Origin of the sequence: Massilia arenae (genome assembly GCF_008014745.1) — a bacterium.
Lineage (GTDB): Bacteria > Pseudomonadota > Gammaproteobacteria > Burkholderiales > Burkholderiaceae_D > Telluria > Telluria arenae.
This window is the reverse complement of the sequence record NZ_VPFD01000014.1, coordinates 73,192-94,185: the sequence shown is the minus strand read 5'-3', so window position 1 is coordinate 94,185 and position 20,994 is coordinate 73,192. Positions and strand designations below refer to the sequence as shown.

General features: G+C 58.5%; 15 protein-coding genes. 11 read left to right on the top strand and 4 right to left on the bottom strand.

Features of this window, described 5'->3' with window-relative positions; genetic code table 11:
• Positions 1 to 20 precede the first annotated feature (20 nt).
• Entirely contained in the window at positions 21 to 1,121 is a 1,101-nt protein-coding gene (locus FVD38_RS13690) for a GAF domain-containing protein (protein WP_187271582.1), read from the bottom strand.
• A gap of 56 nt (positions 1,122 to 1,177) precedes the next feature.
• Positions 1,178 to 2,104 carry a hypothetical protein gene (locus tag FVD38_RS13685; protein ID WP_147935311.1) on the bottom strand — a complete coding sequence of 309 codons (927 nt, stop codon included), beginning with the start codon at positions 2,102 to 2,104 and terminating at the stop codon, positions 1,178 to 1,180.
• A 164-nt stretch (positions 2,105 to 2,268) separates the two neighbouring features.
• On the opposite strand from FVD38_RS13685, the gene FVD38_RS13680 reads away from it, so the two are divergent.
• The 4 genes from FVD38_RS13680 to FVD38_RS13665 all read left to right on the top strand — a co-directional run bounded on the left by FVD38_RS13680 (position 2,269) and on the right by FVD38_RS13665 (position 6,380).
• On the top strand, positions 2,269 to 2,724 hold the full coding sequence (locus tag FVD38_RS13680; RefSeq protein ID WP_147935310.1) for a hypothetical protein: 456 nt from the start codon (positions 2,269 to 2,271) through the stop codon (positions 2,722 to 2,724).
• A 180-nt stretch (positions 2,725 to 2,904) separates the two neighbouring features.
• Entirely contained in the window at positions 2,905 to 4,518 is a 1,614-nt protein-coding gene (locus tag FVD38_RS13675) for a GMC family oxidoreductase (RefSeq protein ID WP_147935309.1), read from the top strand.
• Between the two features lie 138 nt (positions 4,519 to 4,656).
• Positions 4,657 to 5,088 (top strand): DUF2231 domain-containing protein, encoded by a 432-nt coding sequence (locus FVD38_RS13670; protein ID WP_147935308.1) that lies wholly within the window; start codon positions 4,657 to 4,659, stop codon positions 5,086 to 5,088.
• The gene (locus tag FVD38_RS13665; protein ID WP_147935307.1) at positions 5,085 to 6,380 is read left to right on the top strand and encodes a PQQ-dependent sugar dehydrogenase; all 1,296 of its coding nucleotides are present in this window, start codon (positions 5,085 to 5,087) and stop codon (positions 6,378 to 6,380) included. The genes FVD38_RS13670 and FVD38_RS13665 overlap by 4 nt, the downstream gene beginning before the upstream one ends.
• An 83-nt stretch (positions 6,381 to 6,463) precedes the next feature.
• Here the strand turns inward: FVD38_RS13665 and FVD38_RS13660 are convergent, their stop codons facing one another.
• A complete protein-coding gene (locus FVD38_RS13660; RefSeq protein ID WP_147935306.1) occupies positions 6,464 to 7,504 on the bottom strand; it encodes a proline iminopeptidase-family hydrolase in 1,041 nt (346 codons plus the stop codon).
• A gap of 289 nt (positions 7,505 to 7,793) precedes the next feature.
• Between FVD38_RS13660 and FVD38_RS13655 the strand changes: the two genes are divergently transcribed.
• The 7 genes from FVD38_RS13655 (at position 7,794) to FVD38_RS13625 (ending at position 20,468) form a co-directional block, all read left to right on the top strand.
• A complete protein-coding gene (locus FVD38_RS13655) occupies positions 7,794 to 10,157 on the top strand; it encodes a TonB-dependent hemoglobin/transferrin/lactoferrin family receptor (RefSeq protein WP_147935305.1) in 2,364 nt (787 codons plus the stop codon).
• A gap of 26 nt (positions 10,158 to 10,183) precedes the next feature.
• The gene (locus FVD38_RS13650) at positions 10,184 to 10,678 is read left to right on the top strand and encodes an EF-hand domain-containing protein (RefSeq protein ID WP_147935304.1); all 495 of its coding nucleotides are present in this window, start codon (positions 10,184 to 10,186) and stop codon (positions 10,676 to 10,678) included.
• A complete protein-coding gene (locus tag FVD38_RS13645; protein WP_147935303.1) occupies positions 10,675 to 11,478 on the top strand; it encodes a DUF4198 domain-containing protein in 804 nt (267 codons plus the stop codon). Before FVD38_RS13650 ends, FVD38_RS13645 begins: the two co-directional genes overlap by 4 nt.
• 658 nt (positions 11,479 to 12,136) lie before the next feature.
• Complete coding sequence (locus tag FVD38_RS13640; protein ID WP_147935302.1) at positions 12,137 to 12,766, top strand: hypothetical protein; 630 nt, start codon at positions 12,137 to 12,139, stop codon at positions 12,764 to 12,766.
• A gap of 1,591 nt (positions 12,767 to 14,357) precedes the next feature.
• Positions 14,358 to 17,156 (top strand): class I SAM-dependent DNA methyltransferase, encoded by a 2,799-nt coding sequence (locus tag FVD38_RS13635; RefSeq protein ID WP_147935301.1) that lies wholly within the window; start codon positions 14,358 to 14,360, stop codon positions 17,154 to 17,156.
• Positions 17,153 to 19,273, top strand: a complete 2,121-nt coding sequence (locus FVD38_RS13630) for a DEAD/DEAH box helicase (RefSeq protein ID WP_147935300.1) — start codon at positions 17,153 to 17,155, stop codon at positions 19,271 to 19,273. The genes FVD38_RS13635 and FVD38_RS13630 overlap by 4 nt, the downstream gene beginning before the upstream one ends.
• Positions 19,266 to 20,468, top strand: coding sequence for a GIY-YIG nuclease family protein (locus FVD38_RS13625; protein WP_147935299.1), 1,203 nt, complete (start codon positions 19,266 to 19,268; stop codon positions 20,466 to 20,468). The genes FVD38_RS13630 and FVD38_RS13625 overlap by 8 nt, the downstream gene beginning before the upstream one ends.
• Before the next feature lie 138 nt (positions 20,469 to 20,606).
• On the opposite strand, the gene FVD38_RS27090 is transcribed toward FVD38_RS13625, so the two are convergent.
• Entirely contained in the window at positions 20,607 to 20,825 is a 219-nt protein-coding gene (locus FVD38_RS27090; RefSeq protein WP_147935352.1) for a helix-turn-helix transcriptional regulator, read from the bottom strand.
• Between the last annotated feature and the right edge of the window lie 169 nt (positions 20,826 to 20,994).

The following is a 20,994-nucleotide window of genomic DNA, read 5'->3' as shown; positions in this document are numbered from 1 at the left end:
GCGCGTTTGGATGCAGTCTTTCAGCGCTGGCGTGCGCGGCCCCGGCGCGCGATCTCGGTCGACGCTTGCTCTGCTAGCCGAGTCAGGATCTGCGCCTGGACCGGGTCGAGCGTGCGCGCCTGGGTATCGATCACGCACAGGGAGCCGAGCGCGAAACCCTGATCGTCGACGATCGGCGCGCCGGCGTAATAGCGAAAATGCGGCGCGCCGGCGACCGCCGGGTTATCGGCGAAGCGCGGATCGCGGTCGAGGTTGGACAGCTCGCAGACGCCGGCGCCCAGCAGCGTGTAGTTGCAGAAGGCCCAGCTGCGCGGCGTTTGCGGCAGGTCGAGGCCGACCCTGGCCTTGAACCATTGGCGGTCTTCGCTGAGCACCGTGATCAGGGCCACCGGCGCGGCCAGGCTCAGGGCGGCGAGCTGCGCGATATTGTCCAGCGCCGCTTCCGGCGCGCTGTCGAGGATGGCGGCGCGGTGGACCGCCAGCAACCGCCTGCCTTCGTCGGCGCCGACCGGGAACGGGGCGTCCAGCAGGGCCGGCGGCAAGGGCCGCAGCGCCAGCGGCGCCATGGCCGTGTGGCGCACCAGTTCGCGCGTGAGTTGCCCGGGCGCGCCGTCGAGCAGCAGGTGCTTGTAGGGCAGCGCCGGGCCGACGATGGAGGCGACGGTGCCGGCAGACAGGCGGGTGGCGATCACGATCTGCAGCCGGTTCAGCGCCGGCAGCGCGTGCAGCGTGGACAGGAACTCGGGGGCCAGGTCGGCGGGCTGGTCCACTTGCACCGCGAACACGTCGGGCACGTTGGCCCCCAGGGCGACGGCGGCGGCGACCGGATTGTCGATGCAGGTGACCTCGGCCACGTCCAGCGCCGCCAGGGCGCGCTCCCAGTCGGCATGGTCGCGGCCGGGGGCCAGCACCAGCACCCGGCGGCTGCCGGGACGGGCGTCGTCATTGGCCGCCAGGGCCGCCAGCACGTCGGACTCGAACATGCGGCGGTGCCCCCCGGGCGTCTTCCAGGACGGAATCACGCCGCTCTCGATCCAGAGTTGCGCCGTGCGCGACGAGACGCCGAGGATCTTGGCTGCCTGCGGCGTCGTCAGGATCGGACTGGTGCTTGGTGTATTCATCGCCGTAACTATATCGGATGCAGGGACGGCGCGTGGCACGGCCGGTGGCGTCGCCATCAGGAGGCGTCCGGCCCGGCTTCGTCCAGCAGCTTGTCGAGCAGCGGCAGGCGCGCCCGGACACCCGGGAATTGCATCGGTTCGTAGTGCGCGAGCAGCGCGCCGCCGGCATCGCGCACGGTGAGCCGGATCCTGTGGCCGTAGTAATGGGAGACCACGTGCCAGGCCGTCAGTTCGGCCAGGTCTTCCGCCGGCGCGGCGGTGGCGTAGAGGCTGACGAACGGTGAATTGGCGAGCGCGTCGTAGGTGGCGCGCGCGCGGCTCGCCGGGATCAGGCCGGCGCCGCGGAACCTGGATGCGGCTGCGGGGGATGAGGCCAGGTGCGGCGCCAGCGTGACGCCATCGTTCCCGGAAGCTTGCCAGATGCCGCTGCCGAATGCATTGCCGGCCTTGTCGGTGAGCTGGCGCGACATGTCGAGGATGTGCGTCGCCTCGTGCAGCAGCAGGTAGGTGAGGGCGTCGGCGCCATCCGCCTCGAAGCTCACCGACTGCCCCGAGCCGTCGGCTTCGAACAGGCGGCGCTCCTTGGTGGTGAGGAATTCGGCCAGCGATTCGCGCAGCGCGCTGGCGCGCACGGTGATGTCGAACTGTTTGGTGTCGCCGACCTTCGAGGTCAACGCCGTCCCCTGTCCCGGCACGCCCTCGACGAAGCCCAGGTGGCGCAGATTGGTTTGCAGCACGCGCCGGTGGAGCGCCGGCAGCCTGGCCAGCGCAGCTTTCACCTGCGCCAGCTCGGCCGGCGTCAGCACGTAGGGACGGACCGAACGCATGCCCGCCGCTTCAAAGTGGCCGAGGATGTCCGCGCCAGGCGTCGCGATCCGGCTCGCCAGCGCGGCTGTTGGCGGTGCGCCGTGTGCCGGGGGGAGCGCGACTCCTGCGATGGCCAGTGCGGCGCCGATAGTCCGTACAAATATATGTGTTCGCATGCCCTGCCTCTCTCCTCGCTGTGGTCTCTCTAATGGAATTCCAATCTTACCTACGCCTTGAGTGGGCTTGTCGGATGCGGGCTGCGTCCGATCGCGGCGGATGCGCGTAATTCGTGGGACCGCCGGCACCGAAGCCGGAGGCTAAACAAAAGGAAACCTGAACCATGATGAAACCAAGCAGCCACGCGACCCTGTTCGCCTCGATGATCGTCGCCATCGCCCTGTCCTGCGCCGCTCCCCGCATCGCGGCGGCCCCGATGCTTCCGATCGATCCGCATGACCTCTCCCCATCGCCGGAGGACGACCGCGCCGCCATCGTCGCCAAGAACGAGACCGCCAGCATGCATGCGGCGCTGCGGGCCGAAGAGCGGCGCAAGCAAACCTCGGCCAGCATCAAGCCCGATCTCGAGCAAGGCCCGGCCGGCGTGAACGTGGCGGGAGGCCGTAGCAGCGTATGCCAGATCCCGTCCACTAACGGAGCCGGCGATGTTTGCCGTGCGTCTTCCAGCGGACCGGTCGGCTCGGCCGGAACGCCCTATCTCCATCCTGGCTACGGTACCAGGATGGGGCCAAGGACCTACATGCTGCCGCTGGACGAGTCGCAACAACGCGACTTCTGAATCGGCTGGCCCGCAACCGGCCATCAGGAAAATCGATGGCCAGCCATCACGACTTTGAATCGATAGAATCGTCAGAATCGATATAATCGGAAAGATGCATCGGATGTGAACGGTGCCAACCCACCGCGCCGTGAACGCCGATCCGGGCCAGGGCGCCATCTCAGAAAAGTGAATCCCATCATGAACAATACGACTACCAATGAAAGCGCATTCGCCGAAGCGGTCCAGCGCAACCAGCTCGCGCAGCGCGAGGCCTTGAGGACGACTTACGACTTCATCGTGTGCGGCGCCGGCTCCGCAGGCTCGGTGGTGGCGGCCCGCCTGGCCGAGAACCCCGACGTGAAGGTGCTGCTGCTGGAAGCGGGCGGCAGCGACGAAGTGGCCAGCGTCATCGAGCCGGCGCAATGGCCGCTGAACCTGGGCACCGAGCGTGACTGGGCCTTCATGGCCGAACCGAACCCCTACCTGAACGGTCGCTCGATCCCCATGAACATGGGCAAGGTACTGGGCGGCGGCTCCAGCATCAATGTGATGGTGTGGGCGCGCGGCCACCGCGCCGACTGGAACTATTTTGCGGCGGAATCTGGCGACGATGCGTGGAACTACGAATCGGTGCTGGCCATCTATCGCCGCATCGAAAACTGGCATGGCGCGGCCGACCCGAGCCGCCGCGGGCAGGGCGGTCCGATGCATGTCGGGCCGGCGCGCAATCCGAAGCCGACCGCGACCCTGATGCTGGAGGCCGCCCGTTCGATCGGCGTGCCGACCTTCGACAGCCCGAACGGCGCGATGATGGAGGGCGACGGCGGCGCCGCGATCAACGACCTGATCGTCCGCGACGGCAAGCGGCAATCGGTGTTCCGTTCTTATACCTATCCGCGCATGGCCCAGCCGAACCTGACGGTGCTCACCAATGCGCAGGTGGCCAGGCTGCTGTTCGACGGCGACAAGGTGGTCGGTGTCGATGTCGTCCTGGATGGCCAGCCGCGCCAGTTCCGCGCCGAGCGCGAGGTGGTGCTGTCGCTGGGCGCCGTCAACACGCCCAAGGTGCTGATGCAGTCGGGCCTCGGTCCCGCGAGCGAACTGGCGCGCCACGGCATCGCGGTGCGCCAGCACCTGCCGGGCGTCGGCCAGAATCACCAGGACCACGTGTCCTTCGGCTGCATCTGGGAATACAGCGAGCCGCAGGAAGTCGGCAATGGCGGCTCGGAAGCGACGCTGTACTGGAAGAGCGATCGTTCGCTGGACGCGCCCGACATGCTGCACTGCCAGGTCGAGTTCCCGGTGCCGAGCGCGGAGAACGCCGCGCGCGGTGTGCCGGAGCACGGCTGGACCATGTTCGCCGGCCTGGCGCACCCGAAGAGCCGCGGCCAGCTGCTGCTGTCCGGCCCCAACGTCAACGATGCGATGATCATCCGCGCCAATACCTTGTCCGATCCCGACGACCTGGAAGCGGCCAAGGCCAGCGTGCGCATGTGCCGCGAACTGGGCAACGCCTCCTCATTCAAACGCATCGTCAAGCGCGAAGCCATGCCGGGCACGCTGGGCGACGACGAGCTGGAACGGTTCCTCCGCAACGGCGCCGTCACCTACTGGCACCAGTCGTGCACCGCCAAGATGGGCCGCGACGAGATGTCGGTGGTGAACAGCAAGCTCGAAGTCTATGGCGTGCAGAACCTGCGCATCGCCGACGCCTCGATCATGCCGCGCATTACCACCGGTAACACGATGGCGCCATGCGTCGTGATCGGGGAGCGTGCGTCCGAGATGATCAAGGCCAAGTACCGCATCTGATGGATTATTTGCCTGCACGCGGGGCAACGGCGCCCGGCGTGCAGGTGGTGAATAGTAAATACTGACTCAACCATGCGCCAGGACATCGGTCTACTCGATATGATTTGAATAACATCAATCACTATCAAGGACAATCCGATGTCGACTGTCGTTACAGCGAACCCGGCATATCGCACCCCGCCGGGCACGCTTCATACCATCCTGCTTGCGGGCAGCGTCTCGCTCTTCCTCGGCGCATTGCTGAGCGATCTCGCCTACTACAACACCTACCAGATCCAGTGGAGCAATTTTGCATCCTGGCTGATCGCTGGCGCCGAGCTGTTCAGCGGGCTGGCGCTGGTATTCGCGCTGGTCAACCTGATCCGGGCGCCGCACAAGAAGGGCCAGGTGCTGACCTATTTCCTGCTGCTGCTGGCCACCTGGGCGCTGGGGCTGTTCAATGCCTTCCAGCACGCCAAGGATGCCTGGGCCGTCATGCCGGCCGGCCTGGTACTGTCCGCCATCGTCTTCGTCCTGGCCTGCCTGGCGGCCTGGGTTGGCCTGAATCCACGCGTGGGAGGTGCGCCATGAAGCGATCGAACACACTGATCGTGCTGGGCGTGAGCCTGCTGCTGGCGGCATGTACCGAAGGCGAGGGCGCCAAGACGCTGTCGCGCGGCGCCGACCCGCAGCTGCCGGATCCACAACGCGGCATCCTGCCAAGCATGAAGATCGCCGAACCGTCGCCATGGGGTGACCAGAAGCCGACCGTGCCCGAAGGCTTCAGCGTCACGGCCATCGCGACCGACCTGCAAATCCCGCGCCAGACGCTGGTCTTGCCGAACGGTGACATCCTGGTGGCCGAAGGCCGCGGCGGCAATGCCGCGAAACTGAAGCCGAAAGACGTGATCGCCGGCTATATCAAGGCCAAGGGCAATACCCAGGTCAAGAGCGGCAACCGCCTGACCTTGCTGCGCGATGCCGACGGCGACGGCCAGTACGAGTTGAAGACGGTGTTCGCGGCCGACCTCAACGCGCCTTACGGGCTGGCGTTTGCCAACAACAAGATCTATGTGGCGAACCAGGACGAGCTGGTGAGCTTCGATTACCAGGAAGGCCAGACCAAGGCCGGCGGCGCGCCAACCACGATCACCAAGCTGCCTTCCGAGATCAACCACCACTGGACCAAGGCGATGACCGTCAGCCCCGACGGGCGCTATCTCTATGTCGGCATCGGCTCGAACAGCAATATCACCGAGCGCGGCATGGAGGCCGAGGTCGACCGCGCCATGGTGTGGCAGATCGACGCCACTGCCGGCACCTATAAACCGTATGCGACGGGCCTGCGCAATCCGACGGCGCTGGCGATTAACCCGGAAACCGGCCAGCTGTGGTCGGTGGTCAACGAGCGCGACGAGCTGGGACCGGACCTGGTGCCGGATTACCTGACCTCGGTGCGCGAAGGCGGCTTCTATGGCTGGCCTTACGCCTACTGGGGCCCGAACGTCGACCCGCGCGTCAAGCCGAGCGACCCGGAAAAGGTCAAGGCCACCATCAAGCCGGACTACAGCCTCGGCTCGCACGTCGCCGCGCTAGGCCTGCATTTCTCGTCGCCGGTGATGGGAGAAAAATTCGCCAACGGCGCCTTCGTCGGCGAGCACGGCAGCTGGAACCGCAATCCGCCGGTGGGCTACAAGGTGATCTTCGTGCCGTTCGCTAATGGCCGTCCGGCCGGTGAGCCGATCGATTTCGTTACCGGCTTCCGTACCGAGGAAGGCAAGACGCGCGGCCGGCCGGTGGGCGTGACCGTCGATCCGCGCGGGGCTTTGATCGTTGCGGACGACCTGGCCAATACCGTGTGGCGGGTGACGCGCAACCGTTGATGCGGCGGTAGGTAACAAAAGAACGGCGGCTTGCTCCAGCAACGCCGCCGTTTTTTTTTGTGTGCGCCCGCGCGCTGCAGTCTTCAGTAGGAGCGCAGGGAGCGCGGCTTGGCCGCTGTGCGTGCGGGCGCGCCGCGCAGGAACTTGAGCAGGCCATCGAAGTAGCAGCCGGCGTCGTCATACATGGTCGAGTGGCTGCCGTTCTCGCAGTACAGGAATTGTCCCTGCGGCAGGCGCTGCGCCATCTTTTTCATGTGGGCCGGGTCCATGGTGTCGTAGCGCGCGCCGATTACCAGTGTGGGCACGTCGATCCGTTCGAGGTCGTCGAAGCGGTCCCAGCTCTCGAGCAGGCCCGAGACGCCCAGCTCGCTCGGCCCCTGCATCGGCTTGTAGATTTTCTGGTTCAAATGCCCGAAGCTGCGCAGCACCGGTTCGGGCAACTCCGCGAGCGGCCTGCGCAGGATGTGGCGTTCGTAGAAATGCGGGATCAGGAGTTCCATATAGCGCGGATCGTCGGTCTTGCCCTCGGCCTCGAGCTTGCGCACCTCGGCCAGCACGGCCGGGTCGATCTGCGGCGCGAGCACGTTTTTCGCGTAGGCGTTATAGGCCGGCGCGCTGGCCATCATGTTCGAGATCACCAGGCCTTTCAGCTTGCCAGGGTGGGCGAGGGCGTATTCGATGGCCAGGATGCCGCCCCAGGAATGCCCCAGCAGGTAGAAATTGTCTTTGTCCAGGCCAAGCGCCTTGCGCACCTGCTCCACTTCGTCGGTAAAGCGCTCGACGGTGTACAGCGACGGGTCGTCGGGCTGGTCGCTGAACCATGACCCCAGTTGGTCGTAGTAGTAGTACTCGATCGACGCGCCTGGGAAGTAATTGTCGAAGGTTTCGAAGTATTCGTGCGTAGACCCGGGACCGCCGTGGAGAAGCAGCACCTTGACGGTCGGGTTGTCGCCCATGCGGCGGGTCCAGACCTTGAAATCGCCTTTGGGCGTGTGGATCGGGATCATGCGCACGCCGGGGAGGGCCTGCTTGGCGAGCTGCTGTTCTTGCCGGGATGGTTCGGCGGCGCTGGCGCTGGCCAGGCCCAGGCCTGCGAGGAGGCAGGCGATCAGGATGTTTTTCATGTCAGGAGTTAGTCAAGATGCCGGGAGGGCATGCCGCCCGGGGGCGGCGGTGTTATTTCGAATCAGGCATGGTGAGGCATGCGGGGCGGGTAGTGAAATCGAATCTTCGTATGGCTGGGCATGGCGTTTTTCGATGCAACCAGCCAGGGGATGCGAAAACTCAAATGAGAATAATAATGCGAATGATAATGAAAATCATTCTCATTAAACATATAATTGTTTTTCCAGCTAGAAAGCCTTGCAAGAAGAGAGGAGGTAGCTGGCTACTTATTCGCCTGAGAGAGATGACATGAATAGATATGCCGTAAAGGGTTCAACCCCCGAGCGGGGCCTGGTTGGGGCCCATCGTCCGACGCCGCTTCCGGAACGCGCCGTTCTGGCTTGCGCGATCTCCGCCTTGCTCATGACGTCCGCATTTGCCCAAGAGGATGCCCATATGCCCTCCGGCGTCGCAGAAATGATGCCCCGGATCGACATCGTCGGGCAGGCATCGACTGACGCAGGGACCACCGCGACGGTCAGTGGCGACGACCTCGAGCGAGCCAACAATCTGAAAGACGTGGTGCGCAACCAGCCGCTGGTTTCCGCTCCCGGTACTGCGTCGGGTACGACGCGCAATCGCAGCACCTTCGACCGGTCCGGTTCCACTGGCTATAACATCCGCGGCATCGAGGGCAATCGTGTCGGGATGGACATCGATGGCATTGAAATGCCTGACGCCACCAGCCGTCCGTACGTCAGCCGCGTGGGCGCCAATACTTTCGGTGTCGGCCGCGACTTCATCGATCCCGAAATGTTTTCCTCGGCCGACATCCTGTTCGGCACGACCTCGGCCAAGCGGTCGGCAGGCGGCATCGGCGGGGCGGTAAGCTTCAAGACCAAGTCCGCCGACGACTATCTGCGCGGCAGTAAGGTTCATTACTACGGTGGTAAAGTTGGCTACGACTCGGCCGACCGCTCCTGGAACGAGAGCCTGACTGCGGCAGGCCGAAGCGGCAGCCTGGACGGCCTGGTCAGTTACTCGCGCCGCGACGGGCACGCGACCCGGAACAATAGCGATATCGTCGACAGCATGCCCAACGACTGGGATTCCGATGCCTTCCTGCTCAAGGGCGGAGTGCGCATCGATGCCGCCAATCGACTCGAGCTGTCGGCCGACTTGTACCGGCGCAGGAACGACACATCGTTCCATGGCTGGGATACGAACAGCAGCGTCATCACCGAAAATTCTCAGCAGCACAGCAAGACCGCTCGCAACACGCTGCAGTTGACGCATCAATGGAGGCCAAACAACAGCTGGGCCGACGAGGCGGATTCGCGACTGTACTTCCAGAGCACCGATACCGAAGACACGACGGACACGACGACATTGTCGACCAACGCCAGTGTGCGTAATGTTTCCGAGAACGAGACGGCGACTTGGGGCGTGTCGAGCGTCGTCACGAAGCGGCTGGATCGGCACCATCTCAGCTATGGCATCAATGCATCGACGCAGGATGTCGAGCGGCCGTGGAATGTGGCCGGCTATATGAAGCCGCAGCCCGACACGACGACCGTGCGGGCAGGATTGTTTGTACAGGATGACATCGAGTTCGACCTGGGAGGGCGTCGCCTGGTGGTGACGCCGGCCGTGCGTGGCGACTATGTCCGGATCAAGATGCGTGACCTGGGCAATTTTGCCACGGGCATCCTGACGCCAGCCGACGTGGAAAAGATGTACGGGAGCCCCAGCAATACCATCTGGAGTCCGAGTCTCGGCCTGAGCTACGCCATGATGCCGAACGTGCTGGCGTATGCGCAATACAAACGCAGCGGACGTGCGCCCTCGGCCGGCGAGATCTTCGGCACCTGGAACCTTGCCAGCAATTACGCCACGGGCAACCAGTATGCGCTGGTCGGCAACCGCACGCTGAAAGAGGAAACCAGCGATGCGGTCGAACTCGGCATCAAGGGCAAGCCAACGCCGGGCGTGGCATTGCAGACGTCAGTGTTCTACACGAAGTACAAGGATTTCATCGCCTACACGCGCTATATCCGCTCCACGTTCCCAAGCATGTTCACGAATGTGCCCGCGCACATCGGCACCATCTACCAGGCGGAAAATCGCGACGACGCCAAGATCTATGGTTTTGAACTCAGCACCCGGCTCGAACACGGGCAATGGAGTCCATACGCCAAGGGTTTTTATACGACCTGGGCCATTGGGGTGAGTCGCGGCACCGCTAAATCGAACTACGCCGGCGACAAGGACGTCCCACTCGATTCCGTGTTGCCGCGCAAGGCGGTCATCGGCGCCGGTTACGACGCACCACTGAAAGCATGGGGACTGAATCTGGTCGGCACTTTCGTCGCCGGCAAGCAGGCCGTGGCGACCAACCGGGATGCCTACACCAACGCCGGACCGGCTTTGAGCGATTCCACCACGGCGCTGTTCCGGGTGCCGGGCCGTGCCACCTTCGACCTGGTCAGTTATTGGCAGGTCAACAAGAACCTGCGCCTCGACGCCGGCTTCTACAACCTGGGCGACAAGCGTTACTGGGATTACTCGAGCTCCCGCAATCTGCAGCCTTCTGTTGCACGGGACCGGCGCGACATCGAGCTGTTGACCGAACCGGGCCGTACGGTGGCCATGTCCTTGCGCATGGCGTTCTAATTTTATTCAACACAAACGAGGCAAGCATGAAAAAGCAGAATATCCAGCTCGGCAAACACGGTTTTCGTCTCGCCATGACCGTCATGGTGGTCGCAATGACGGCGTCCGCTCCAGTGGGGGCAGCAGAGGGTCCCACGGCGCCCGCTGGCGGACACGGTTTGGCGGCATTTATGGGTAGCTACGACGCCAGCCGCGACGGAGTCGTAACACGGGAAGAATACGACACGGTACGCAAGCAGCGCTTTGTGGCGGCCGACGTCAATCGCGACGGCTGGCTGAGCGAAGAGGAATACGTGGCCGAATACGAAGGCCGCCTGAAGCAGCAATACGCCGGCAAGGCGCAGGACGAACGGTACGCCAGCTCGATCAAGCAGGCCCATGTGCGCTTCAAGATCCTGGACACCGACAAGGACGGCAAATTGACAGTGGAAGAAGACATCGCGATCGCCGAAAAGACGTTCAAGCAAAACGACAAGAACGGCGACGGCAAGGTCGATCAGGCCGATGGAGCCAAGCCATGATGCCCGCAACATCACTGCGCACGCTGCTGTTGGCAGCGTGGCTCGTGGCCGGCGCAGCGCAGGCGCATACGCCCTTCTTATTACCAAATAACTTCGACGTTCAGCCGAAGGGCTCGATCGGTGTCGAGGCGGGGTTCACTGAAAAGTTCTTCGTTTCAGACGTTGCGTTCGGCAGCACGGCGTTTTCGATCGTCACGCCGCAGGGGGAGCGCATTCCCTTCGGCGACATCCATCAGTTCAAGCAGCGGACGGTGGCGGAGCAAGGACTTCCCGACGAAAAGGGGACGTATCGCCTGAGCACAGGACCGCGGCTGGGCGCCGTGTTTCGCACTTGGGAGCGCAACGGCAAGACCGAGTCTGCAAGGGATCCGAAGCAGGTCATGCCTGCCGATGCGAAGTTGCTGGCCCATTATCAGTCGCTGTCGATTTCCGAGGCCTACGTCACTGCCGACAAGCCATCGGAGAAAGCGCTGGCGCCGGTGGGCAAGGGACTGGAGATCGTCGCCATCACCCATCCGAGCGACCTGGTTGTCAACGAAAAATTCGAATTCGTCGTGCAGTTCGACGGCAAACCACTGGTGGACCAGAAGGTCAGCATTTATCGTTCTCCGATGGACCTGGCAAGCCAGAGCACCGTGCAGAACATCTCGACCGACTCCCAGGGGAAAGCCGTCTTGCCGTTGGCGAAAGCGGGTATCTATCTCGCGCTGGTCCGGCACCGGGCGCCCGCACCGGCCGGTGCTGCTGCGCCGAGCTACGGCCACAATTACACATTGACGTTCCGCGTGCTGGATCAATGATTGGCTGACTGCGCTTTCTGCGTCCCTTCGCCTTTTCGCGGTGGGCACGCAGAGGTGCGGTGTCACGGGAGCCTGCGACCCTAACCCATGCGGAGTGCGCGGCGCGCCACGCGAAGACTGTGTAGGCCTGGCCGAAGTAGGGCTCCCATCCCCCGCCGATGTCGCTGACGAAGTTACGTCAGCGACCAGAACCAGATCGTCTCCGGACTCCAAAAGCAGACTCGAGCGCAATCCTGAAACGCCCCTCCGGGTCAGGACAGGTGTCCAGGACAGGTGTCACAGGACAGGTGTCAGGTCTGACATTCAGACACAACCTCAGCAATCGCGCATCTATGCAGAGCTCGTGTCCGGAATGTCAGACCTGGCCCTCTTCCCTGCGGACAAACAAACCAGCATAAATGCGGTTTCAAAGAGCATCTCCGTTCCGTAACTTGGATTTTCATCAGAACAGACGCGAGTTCGTAATTATTAAATAAGTGCTGGATATAAATTTAATTCCCTGTTAAATTATAATTTTTTAGCGGCAACTAAATTATAATTATTTTTTTATGGTTTTCAATGCTAATATCCTTAAAGAAATCGACTTTTCAACTATAAATAAGATGAACTGAGGAGATTTCAAGCGTAGCTTCCGTTACTTCTAGCTGAAGGAATTGCCATGAACACGTCTGCTGTTGTGAGTTTTAGTTTCCCGGATAAGACCGGTCTGTTGAAAGATTTGCCTGAAGACGTTAAAACAGCCTTTGACGTTGATGCGCAAGGTGTCGGGTCGTTTACAGGACTTTCCTATACTGTTCCTGCTCATACACGCGGCACGCTGACAGCAAAGATTCAGACTTTAGCAATGACCTCTAATGATGTTGCTACGTTGAATGAACTAGTGATGTCAATGCTTAGCGCAACACAGAGGAACGAGGTGAAGGAACACGAAGAAACCAACGTAAGCGCTAACATCAGTGTATGGTCTATATTTGGTGGAGGCGCATCAGCAAGTTATAGCAAGACTAAAGACACTATGCATTCAATGGGGCTTACCGACGAGCAGATAACCATTATTGTTAATAAGATGATGGATATTGCGATTAATATGAGTACTGTTGAATTGAATTTCGAGATCGATAATACTGATAATGATTATAGTGTGTCAGGCGATTTGCAGTTGTACACAATCTCGGGCACAATAAAAACAGACAAGGGCACAGCCGAATATCGCATGTTGGCTGATCGTGGAACGGCCGGGTCCGACTCGTCAGCAAAGGCTAATGGCAATATTATTTCGCTCAAATAAGTTCTCTTTTTGGATGGCGCGAGCTGCGCTGTCCTTTGCCACTTCCTTTAGCTTTGTCTGTTATCTCTTGGTGCTGCTTCGCAGCTCGGCCAGCGCCTCGGCGACATCGCGGATATCTTCTATCAACGGGCTGCTCGCCATCTCCACTGGAAACTTCCGATCGAGCGGTGCGTTTGGCCTGTTGCCGTGCTCATGCCGAGCAAGACGGCAGCGTCTGACATTCGGACTCAGGCTCAACAATCTTTGCTGCTCCGGTTGACCGGGCAGTCAGTTTTTGCGTTGGCGCCTAGGCCAGGCACTCCAGCGAGCGATCAGTTAGTGGGGAGTTTGCAAAACTGTTCGTCACCAACTGTACGGTCCTTGTAGCTTTGGCTTATCATCAGGACCGGTGTCAGGTCTGACATTCGGACACAAGCTGAACTATCCATGTTGTTTGGATTGACAGGGTAGTCAGTGTGGCAGTCGGCGCTCAGGCCGGCTACACTCGCGGGGACGATCCGCTAACCAGGTGGTCGCGAAACAGTTCGGCACCAAGTGTGCGATCCGTGCAGCTTTGGCTTATCATTGCGGGTTCCCGACAGTATCTGTCGCCTTCTTACTGGCGACCACACCCTCCCAGCATGAGCACCACCTCGACCATTCCGGGCATCGCCCCAGCCCCCGTCCAGCCATCGCGCCGCCTGTCAGTCGCCCCGATGATGGACTGGACCGAATTAAGTCGAATTTGCCCCGCGAGTCAATAAATTACCTGTTTTTGTGCCAGTTTTGTGCCAAGGGGGGGAGTTTGCACTGATACCTCTGTGCCAATGCCTTAATCAGCGTGATGGCCTGCTTGTAGTTAATCGGGACAGCCTAGGCAGCTCGACTTGAATTAACACGCCCGTACAACTCGACTCCCAGCCCTTCGTTCTGAAGTTGTTAGCCGGAATGAGCTCGAAACATGGCGTGCTTACAACTTGTGAGAACACGTGAGTCAAAAGTGGAGAGAAGAGGAGTGTGATGTGAACCCGGCCCTAGAGCAAGCGCGTGCAGGGTGCTGCATGACTTGGAGTGGTGAGCCGACGATCGTCGTTCACGGGAATGGGGCACCTCGCTCAACGAAAGCCCAGCAACCTCTGGGGTGATTTTGTCGATCGCCTCCTCGAAGAAATGCTTAGATGCTCATCACCTGATTCAAGTGACTTACTCCCCGTGCTGGGCCAGGTACTGTATGCCATTCGCAAGGGACGAGATGCGACAACGATATTGCCTATTGCAACGAATGCGACAATGGCAGAGCCGCATGTTCATACTACTAGTAGATAAATAAAAATTACCGTTACTGAATAATTGTCTAACAAGCAACCACTTTGTCTGTCTGATCTGCGAAACGCCTCGCTAACGTCCGACTTCCAATTCCAAGTCACGAAGATGTTGGCTCGGCCTTGTCTTGGCGCCAAGCTTCACATCCTACTACCGCGAGTAGAGGGTCGAAAAGGTTCGTTTCCCAGCAACAGAATGTTAAGATAACAGGCATTCCCCCCCCCTCCAATCCATGTCTTTTAGGCAACATCCTATGCGGGTGTGCGCTGGCGAATAATCAGAACGCTCCATGAATGCAGTAGAAATCGAAGCCGCACTTTCAGACTTAGCACAACAACCGTTTGACCAAAAAGAGTTCCCATTTGAGTTTCTGGGCGCTTTCGGCCATAAGGACACGACACTCAAGCGTCTGCGTTCAGGAAATAACAACACCTCGAATGTGACCGGCGGTGTGCTTCTGCGTAACCACATCCATATCGCCTCTTGCGAGACCGGTACCGTCGGCCATACCCTGCGAGCGTTGCGTGACAGCCCGACCACCGCGAAAGCCAAGGCGAAATTCATCCTCGCGACAGATGGGCAAACGGTTGAGGCAGAGGAGTTATCCAACGGCGAAACCACGAACTGCGACTACGCAGACTTACCCAATCACTTCGGCTTCTTCCTGCCGTTGGCGGGTATCTCTACCATCCAGGAGATCAAGGACAACCCCATCGACGTGCGGGCAACCGGACGCCTGAATAAACTGTACGTTGAACTTCTGCGTGAGAACCCGGACTGGGCTACTAGCGAGCGCCGCCATGATATGAACCATTTCATGGCACGTCTAATTTTCTGTTTCTTTGCCGAAGATACTGAAATCTTCAGCGGCATCAGTCTTTTTACCCAAACCGTCGAGCAGATGGGCGAGCGTGATGGCTCCAATACTCATGAGGTGCTGGAAGCTATATTCCGCGCCATGAACGTTAAAGTCACCGAACGGGCCAATGCCATGCCCCGGCTGCCGAACTGGACCAATAACTTCCCCTATGTAAATGGAGGCCTGTTCTCCGGCAACACTGAAGTGCCTTGTTTTACCCGTATGGCGCGTACCTATTTACTGCATGCAGGTAGCCTTAACTGGAGAGAGATCAACCCAGACATCTTCGGCAGCATGATCCAAGCTGTCGCCGACGACGCCGAGCGCGGGGCATTAGGAATGCACTATACCAGCGTGCCAAATATCCTGAAGGTATTGAACCCATTGTTCCTAGATGGATTGCGTGCGCAGCTGGCTGAAGCTGGTGATAACGAACGCAAACTATTAAATTTGCGCAAACGCATGGCGCGCATCCGCGTGTTCGATCCGGCCTGCGGTTCCGGTAATTTCCTCGTCATCGCCTATAAACAAATGCGTGAGATTGAAGCTGAAATTAACCGCCGAAGGGGGGAATTACATCTTGGTAGCGAGCTCCCGCTGACCAATTTCCGAGGCATTGAGCTACGCGATTTTCCGGCAGAGATTGCGCGGTTAGCCCTTATAATTGCCGAGTTTCAATGTGATGTTCTGTATCGTGGGCAGAAAGATGCGCTCGCGGAATTCCTACCGTTGGATGCGCAGAATTGGATTGTCTGTGGCAATGCGCTCCGGCTCGACTGGTTAAGCGTTTGCCCCCCGACCGGTACGGGTGTGAAACTGATCGCCGATGACCTATTCGGCACGCCTCTCAATCAAGTGGAAATCGACTTCGAGAACGAAGGTGGCGAGACCTACCTTTGTGGAAATCCGCCGTACTTAGGGAGTAAGTGGCAATCGGAAGCGCAAAAAAGGGACTTGGGCGCGATCTTCGATCGCCGTGTGACTAATTGGAAGTCACTGGACTATGTGGCAGGCTGGTTTATGAAGGCAGCTGACTACGGTACAAAGACTGAGGCAACGGCCGCATTCGTTGCGACAAACTCGATTTGCCAAGGCCAGCAAGTCCCGATTTTGTGGCCGAATGTGTTTCAGACAGGAAGCCAGATTATCTTTGCACATGTGTCTTTTAAATGGGCAAACCTAGCGAGCCATAATGCCGGCGTGACAGTCGTAATTGTCGGCATCGCAAGGCCCCAAAACAAGATTCGTCGCTTGTTCGCTGTTGCCAGTTCAGGCGATTCAGTCGTTAAGGAGGCTGAGAACATCAATCCCTACTTGGCCGCTGGGCCAACTGTCTGGATTGAACCTCAAAGCCGTCCAATTTCGGACGTCGCGACAATGCAGTTCGGAAACCATCCCTATTACGGCGGTCCTTTAATATTCTCGATTGGTGAAGCCCGAGAAATTATCGCAAAGTCTCCTGAAGCGGAACAGTTCATCCGTCCATTATTCGGTGGTCAAGAGTTTATCAATTCATCGCCTCGGGCGTGTCTTTGGGTCGAAGATTGCAAGGCGAGCGACGCTGCGTCGATTCCTATACTTCAGGAGAAATTTGTCGCATCAGCAGAAGCACGAAAAGCTGCGAAGAACGACAAGGCTGCGCAGAAACTTGCGGAGAAGCCTTGGCGATTCAGAGACCAAATAACGAGCGACTTTCATACCCTGGTGATGCCGCGTGTAAGTTCAGAAAATCGGGAATACTTACCTGTCGGACTTTTAAACGCCAATGCAATCATTCAGGATCAGGCCCTTGCTCTCTACGATGCCCCTCTTTGGAACTTGGCACTACTCGCGTCTCGCCTGCACTTAGTATGGATTGGAGCCGTGTGTGGCAAGCTTGAAACACGCTATCGTTATTCCAATACTCTAGGTTGGAACACTTTCCCTGTTCCGATACTTACCGAGCAGAACAAGATCGATCTACGCGCTTGTGCCGAGGACATTCTTTTGGCCCGTGAAACGCATTTTCCAGCGACGGTTGGCGACCTTTATGAACCGGGCAAAATGCCTGACAACCTCCGCCGCGCGCATGAGCGCAACGACGAAGTCATGGAACGTGTTTACATTGGCCGTCGCTTCAAAAACGACACCGAGCGACTTGAAAAACTGTTTGAGCTGTATTCAAAGATGACGGCGGCACTGGCGACGGCCAAGCCCGCAACGAAAGCGACTAGGAGCAAAACAGCGTGAGCGAGCAAACCCAGAACCCGACTAATACCTATACCGTGCCAACGGTGTCCATCACCACAGCGCGTACGGGGGCTTCCAGCAAAGCTAATGCGCTGGGTATGCGAGCCATGCAAGAGCGCGCCTATGCAAAGCGCGGAGAGCAGTATCTGCTGATCAAGTCACCACCGGCATCAGGCAAGTCCCGCGCACTGATGTTTATCGCACTGGACAAACTCAACAGCCAAGGCTTACAGCAAGCCATCATCGTGGTGCCGGAGCGATCCATTGGTGGCAGCTTTGCTGATGAGCCCCTGAGTCAACATGGATTCTATTGGGACTGGCAGGTATCCCCGCAGTGGAACCTTTGCAATGCTCCCGGCGTGGACGAGCCACGTGTCGCAAAGTCCAAGGTCGATGCCGTGAGGAAGTTCCTTGAGAGCACCGACAAGGTGCTGGTCTGCACTCATGCCACGTTCCGCTTTGCTGTCGAAGAGTTGGGCATCCAAGCGTTCGACAACCGCCTGATCGCTATCGACGAGTTCCACCACGTGTCCAGCAACCCGGACAATAAGCTCGGCAGTCAGTTGGGCGCGTTTATTTCACGGGACAAGGTGCATTTGGTGGCCATGACCGGGTCCTACTTTCGTGGAGACAGCGAAGCGGTGTTGGGTCCGGCTGATGAGGCCAAATTCGAGACGATCACATACACCTATTACGAACAGCTCAATGGTTATCGCTGGCTCAAGTCGCTGGACATTGGCTACTTCTTCTATACTGGCCCGTATGTTAATGCCATCGGCAAAGTATTAGACCCAGCACTAAAAACCATTGTTCATATTCCTAACGTGAACGCCCGTGAAAGCCTCAAAGATAAAGAACGCGAGGTGAATGAAATTATGCATGGCCTGGGAGAGTGGAAAGGCACTGACCCAGCTACTGGCTTCCATTTGGTTCAAGCCCTTGATGGACGTACTCTGAAAGTAGCGGACTTGGTTGATGACAGCGATCCAGCCAAGCGTTCCAAAGTCCTTACCGCATTGAAAGACCCGGCGCAGAAGGACAATCGCGACAGCGTGGATGTAATCATTGCGCTGGGCATGGCGAAGGAAGGCTTTGACTGGATTTGGTGTGAACATGCACTGACTGTTGGTTACCGGAGTAGCCTAACCGAAATCGTACAAATCATTGGGCGCGCCACCCGTGACGCTGAAGGCAAGGAACGATCTCGCTTCACTAACCTGATCGCCGAACCTGCGGCCGATCAATCCGCTGTGGCCGAAGCGGTTAACGACATGCTCAAAGCAATTTCTGCCAGTCTGCTGATGGAACAAGTGCTGGCCCCTCGCTACGAATTCACCCCGAAAAGCACTGGCCCAAAGGAAGGCTTCGATTACGGTGAAGATGGCTATAAAGAGGGCGCGCACAACATCGGTGTAAACCAGGAGACAGGCCAATATCACGTCGAGATTAATGGGCTGACAACCCCGCAAAGCACTGAGGCTACTCGCATCTGCAAGGAAGATTTGAACGAAGTCGTAACGAGTTTCTTGCAAGATAAGACTGTGCTCGAACGTGGCCTGTTCGACAAGGATAACACTTTGCCCGAAGAGATTACCCAGCTACGCATGGGCAAGATCGTGCGGGAGCGTTATCCGGACTTGAGCGAGACCGATCAAGAGGCCATTCGACAACACGCCGTCGCCGCCATGAACATCACGCAGCAGGCCAAGTTAGCGTTGGCGCATGCTGATGCCAACGGTAGCGTCACGCCACAGGGAACTACTGCATTGCTAGACGGGGTCCGAAAGTTCATCAATGTTCGCGACCTGGACATTGACCTGATCGATCGCATCAATCCCTTCGATGCCGCGTATGCGGTGCTAGCGAAGGCGATGGATGAGAAATCGCTGCGCCAGGTGCAAGCTAGCATTGCCTCCAAGAGGATAAATATCCCTGAAGATGAAGCCCGGGAGATGGCCAAACGCGCCTTACAGTTCAAAACCGAGCGTGGGCGCCTGCCCGACATCAACTCTGCCGACGCATGGGAAAAGCGCATGGCGGAGGGCGTGGCTGCACTGGCTCGTTACCGTGCGCAGGCCAAGGCAGCTCAAGCGCAGGGAGTATCTAATAATGGCTGATATGAATGATGACGATTTGCTAAACGCGCTGGGGGTAGAAGTCACCCCACTCAAAGCATCCAGTCACACCCCGCGCGAGGAACGTATCATCGCGGGTTTTGAGGAGGTTCTGCACTTCTATAGGGAAAATGGACGCGTCCCACTCCCTGGCGAAGACCGTGACATCTTCGAGCGTAGGTATGCCATCCGCTTGGATCAGCTACGCAAGCTGCCGGAAGCGCAAGCTCTGCTGGCCGGATTAGATAGCGCCGGCTTGCTTTCCGGTGCGGGTGCGGGCACGACCATAATCAACGTAGACGACTTGGACGAAGATGCGCTACTGGCTGAGTTGGGGATTGACACCGATCCTGCTAGTCAGAGCGACATCACTGTGCTGCGCCACGTGCGGTCCTATGTAGAAATAAAGGCGGCGGAAGAAATTGCCGACCGCACGCCCTGCGCGGATTTCGATCGCTTCAAGCCTTTATTCGAGGAAGCTCAAGCTGGCCTTAAGGCTGGCACATGGATGACCAAGCCCTTCATTAAGAATGCCAGTATCGAAGTAAGGGATTTCTTTGTCATCGAGGGCCAGACAGCCTACGTGGCCGAAATGTACGAAGGAATTAAGACCAAGGATGGACGCAACAACCCACGACTGCGAGTGGTTTTTGACAACCAAACTGAGAGCAACCTGTTGCTGCGCTCACTGTCACGTTCACTCTACCCCGACGGAAATACACGTGTAGGCCGTCGCCTGATCCCTAAGGATGATGGCCCACTGTTTGGTAGCGCTGCAGAGCCAGACGACATCGAGACCGGAACAATCTATGTTTTACGTAGTCTGTCTAGCCATCCATTCGTTGTCGAGCATCGCGAGCTGATCCACAAAATTGGTGTTACTGGTGGCCGAGTTGAAACTCGCATAGCAGGTGCGGGAAAAGATGCAACCTATTTATTAGCTGATGTAGAAATAGTCGCCACCTTCAAACTGCACAACGTAAGCCGTACTAAACTAGAAAATATTTTCCACCGCTTGTTCGGGGCGGCACAGCTCGACTTGAGCATTGAAGACCGCTTTGGGCATCCTGTGAAGCCGAAAGAATGGTTCTTGGTCCCACTTCATGTAATCGATGAAGCCGTGCGCTACATTCGGGATGGTTCGATTACCGATATAACGTATGATCCTCAAACTGCTCGCTTGGTAGTGAGAACTTAGAAGCGTGCGCGGCCGCCGACGTCACACCATCGGTCACGCTTCAGCTGGTTAGGTCCATAGGGATTGTCTGACAGGCTTTATCTGCACGTCTTCAGGACGCCTCACGCGTCCTGTCGAATGCTAAATAGATCAATTTGGCTAACTGCCAAAAGTCTCCCGTGCCACATCTCGCTGGCGATCGAAATATTCCCCCAAATCACGTACGTCAACAATAATTTGCCGTCCCTGTTTTCGAATGGGGAGAGGGAAGTTTCCCCGACTTATCATATTGTATGCAGTTCCGAGCTTAATCCCCATCTCATCACAGGTCTCCTGTAGAGTTAAACAAATTTTGTTATGCTTCCAACACAGCAGCATGAACGAGTCCATCACGATCCCCCGTTTATCGTAATTGCACGCTTAGCGTTAATTATAGAAGTGAAATACAAATAAATATTTGTCATTGCTTATTGAAGTAATCTTAGTCTGGAAGAACTTGATGATCAGGTACGCTTACAACGCTAGACCTGCGTCACAGCAGTTCTGT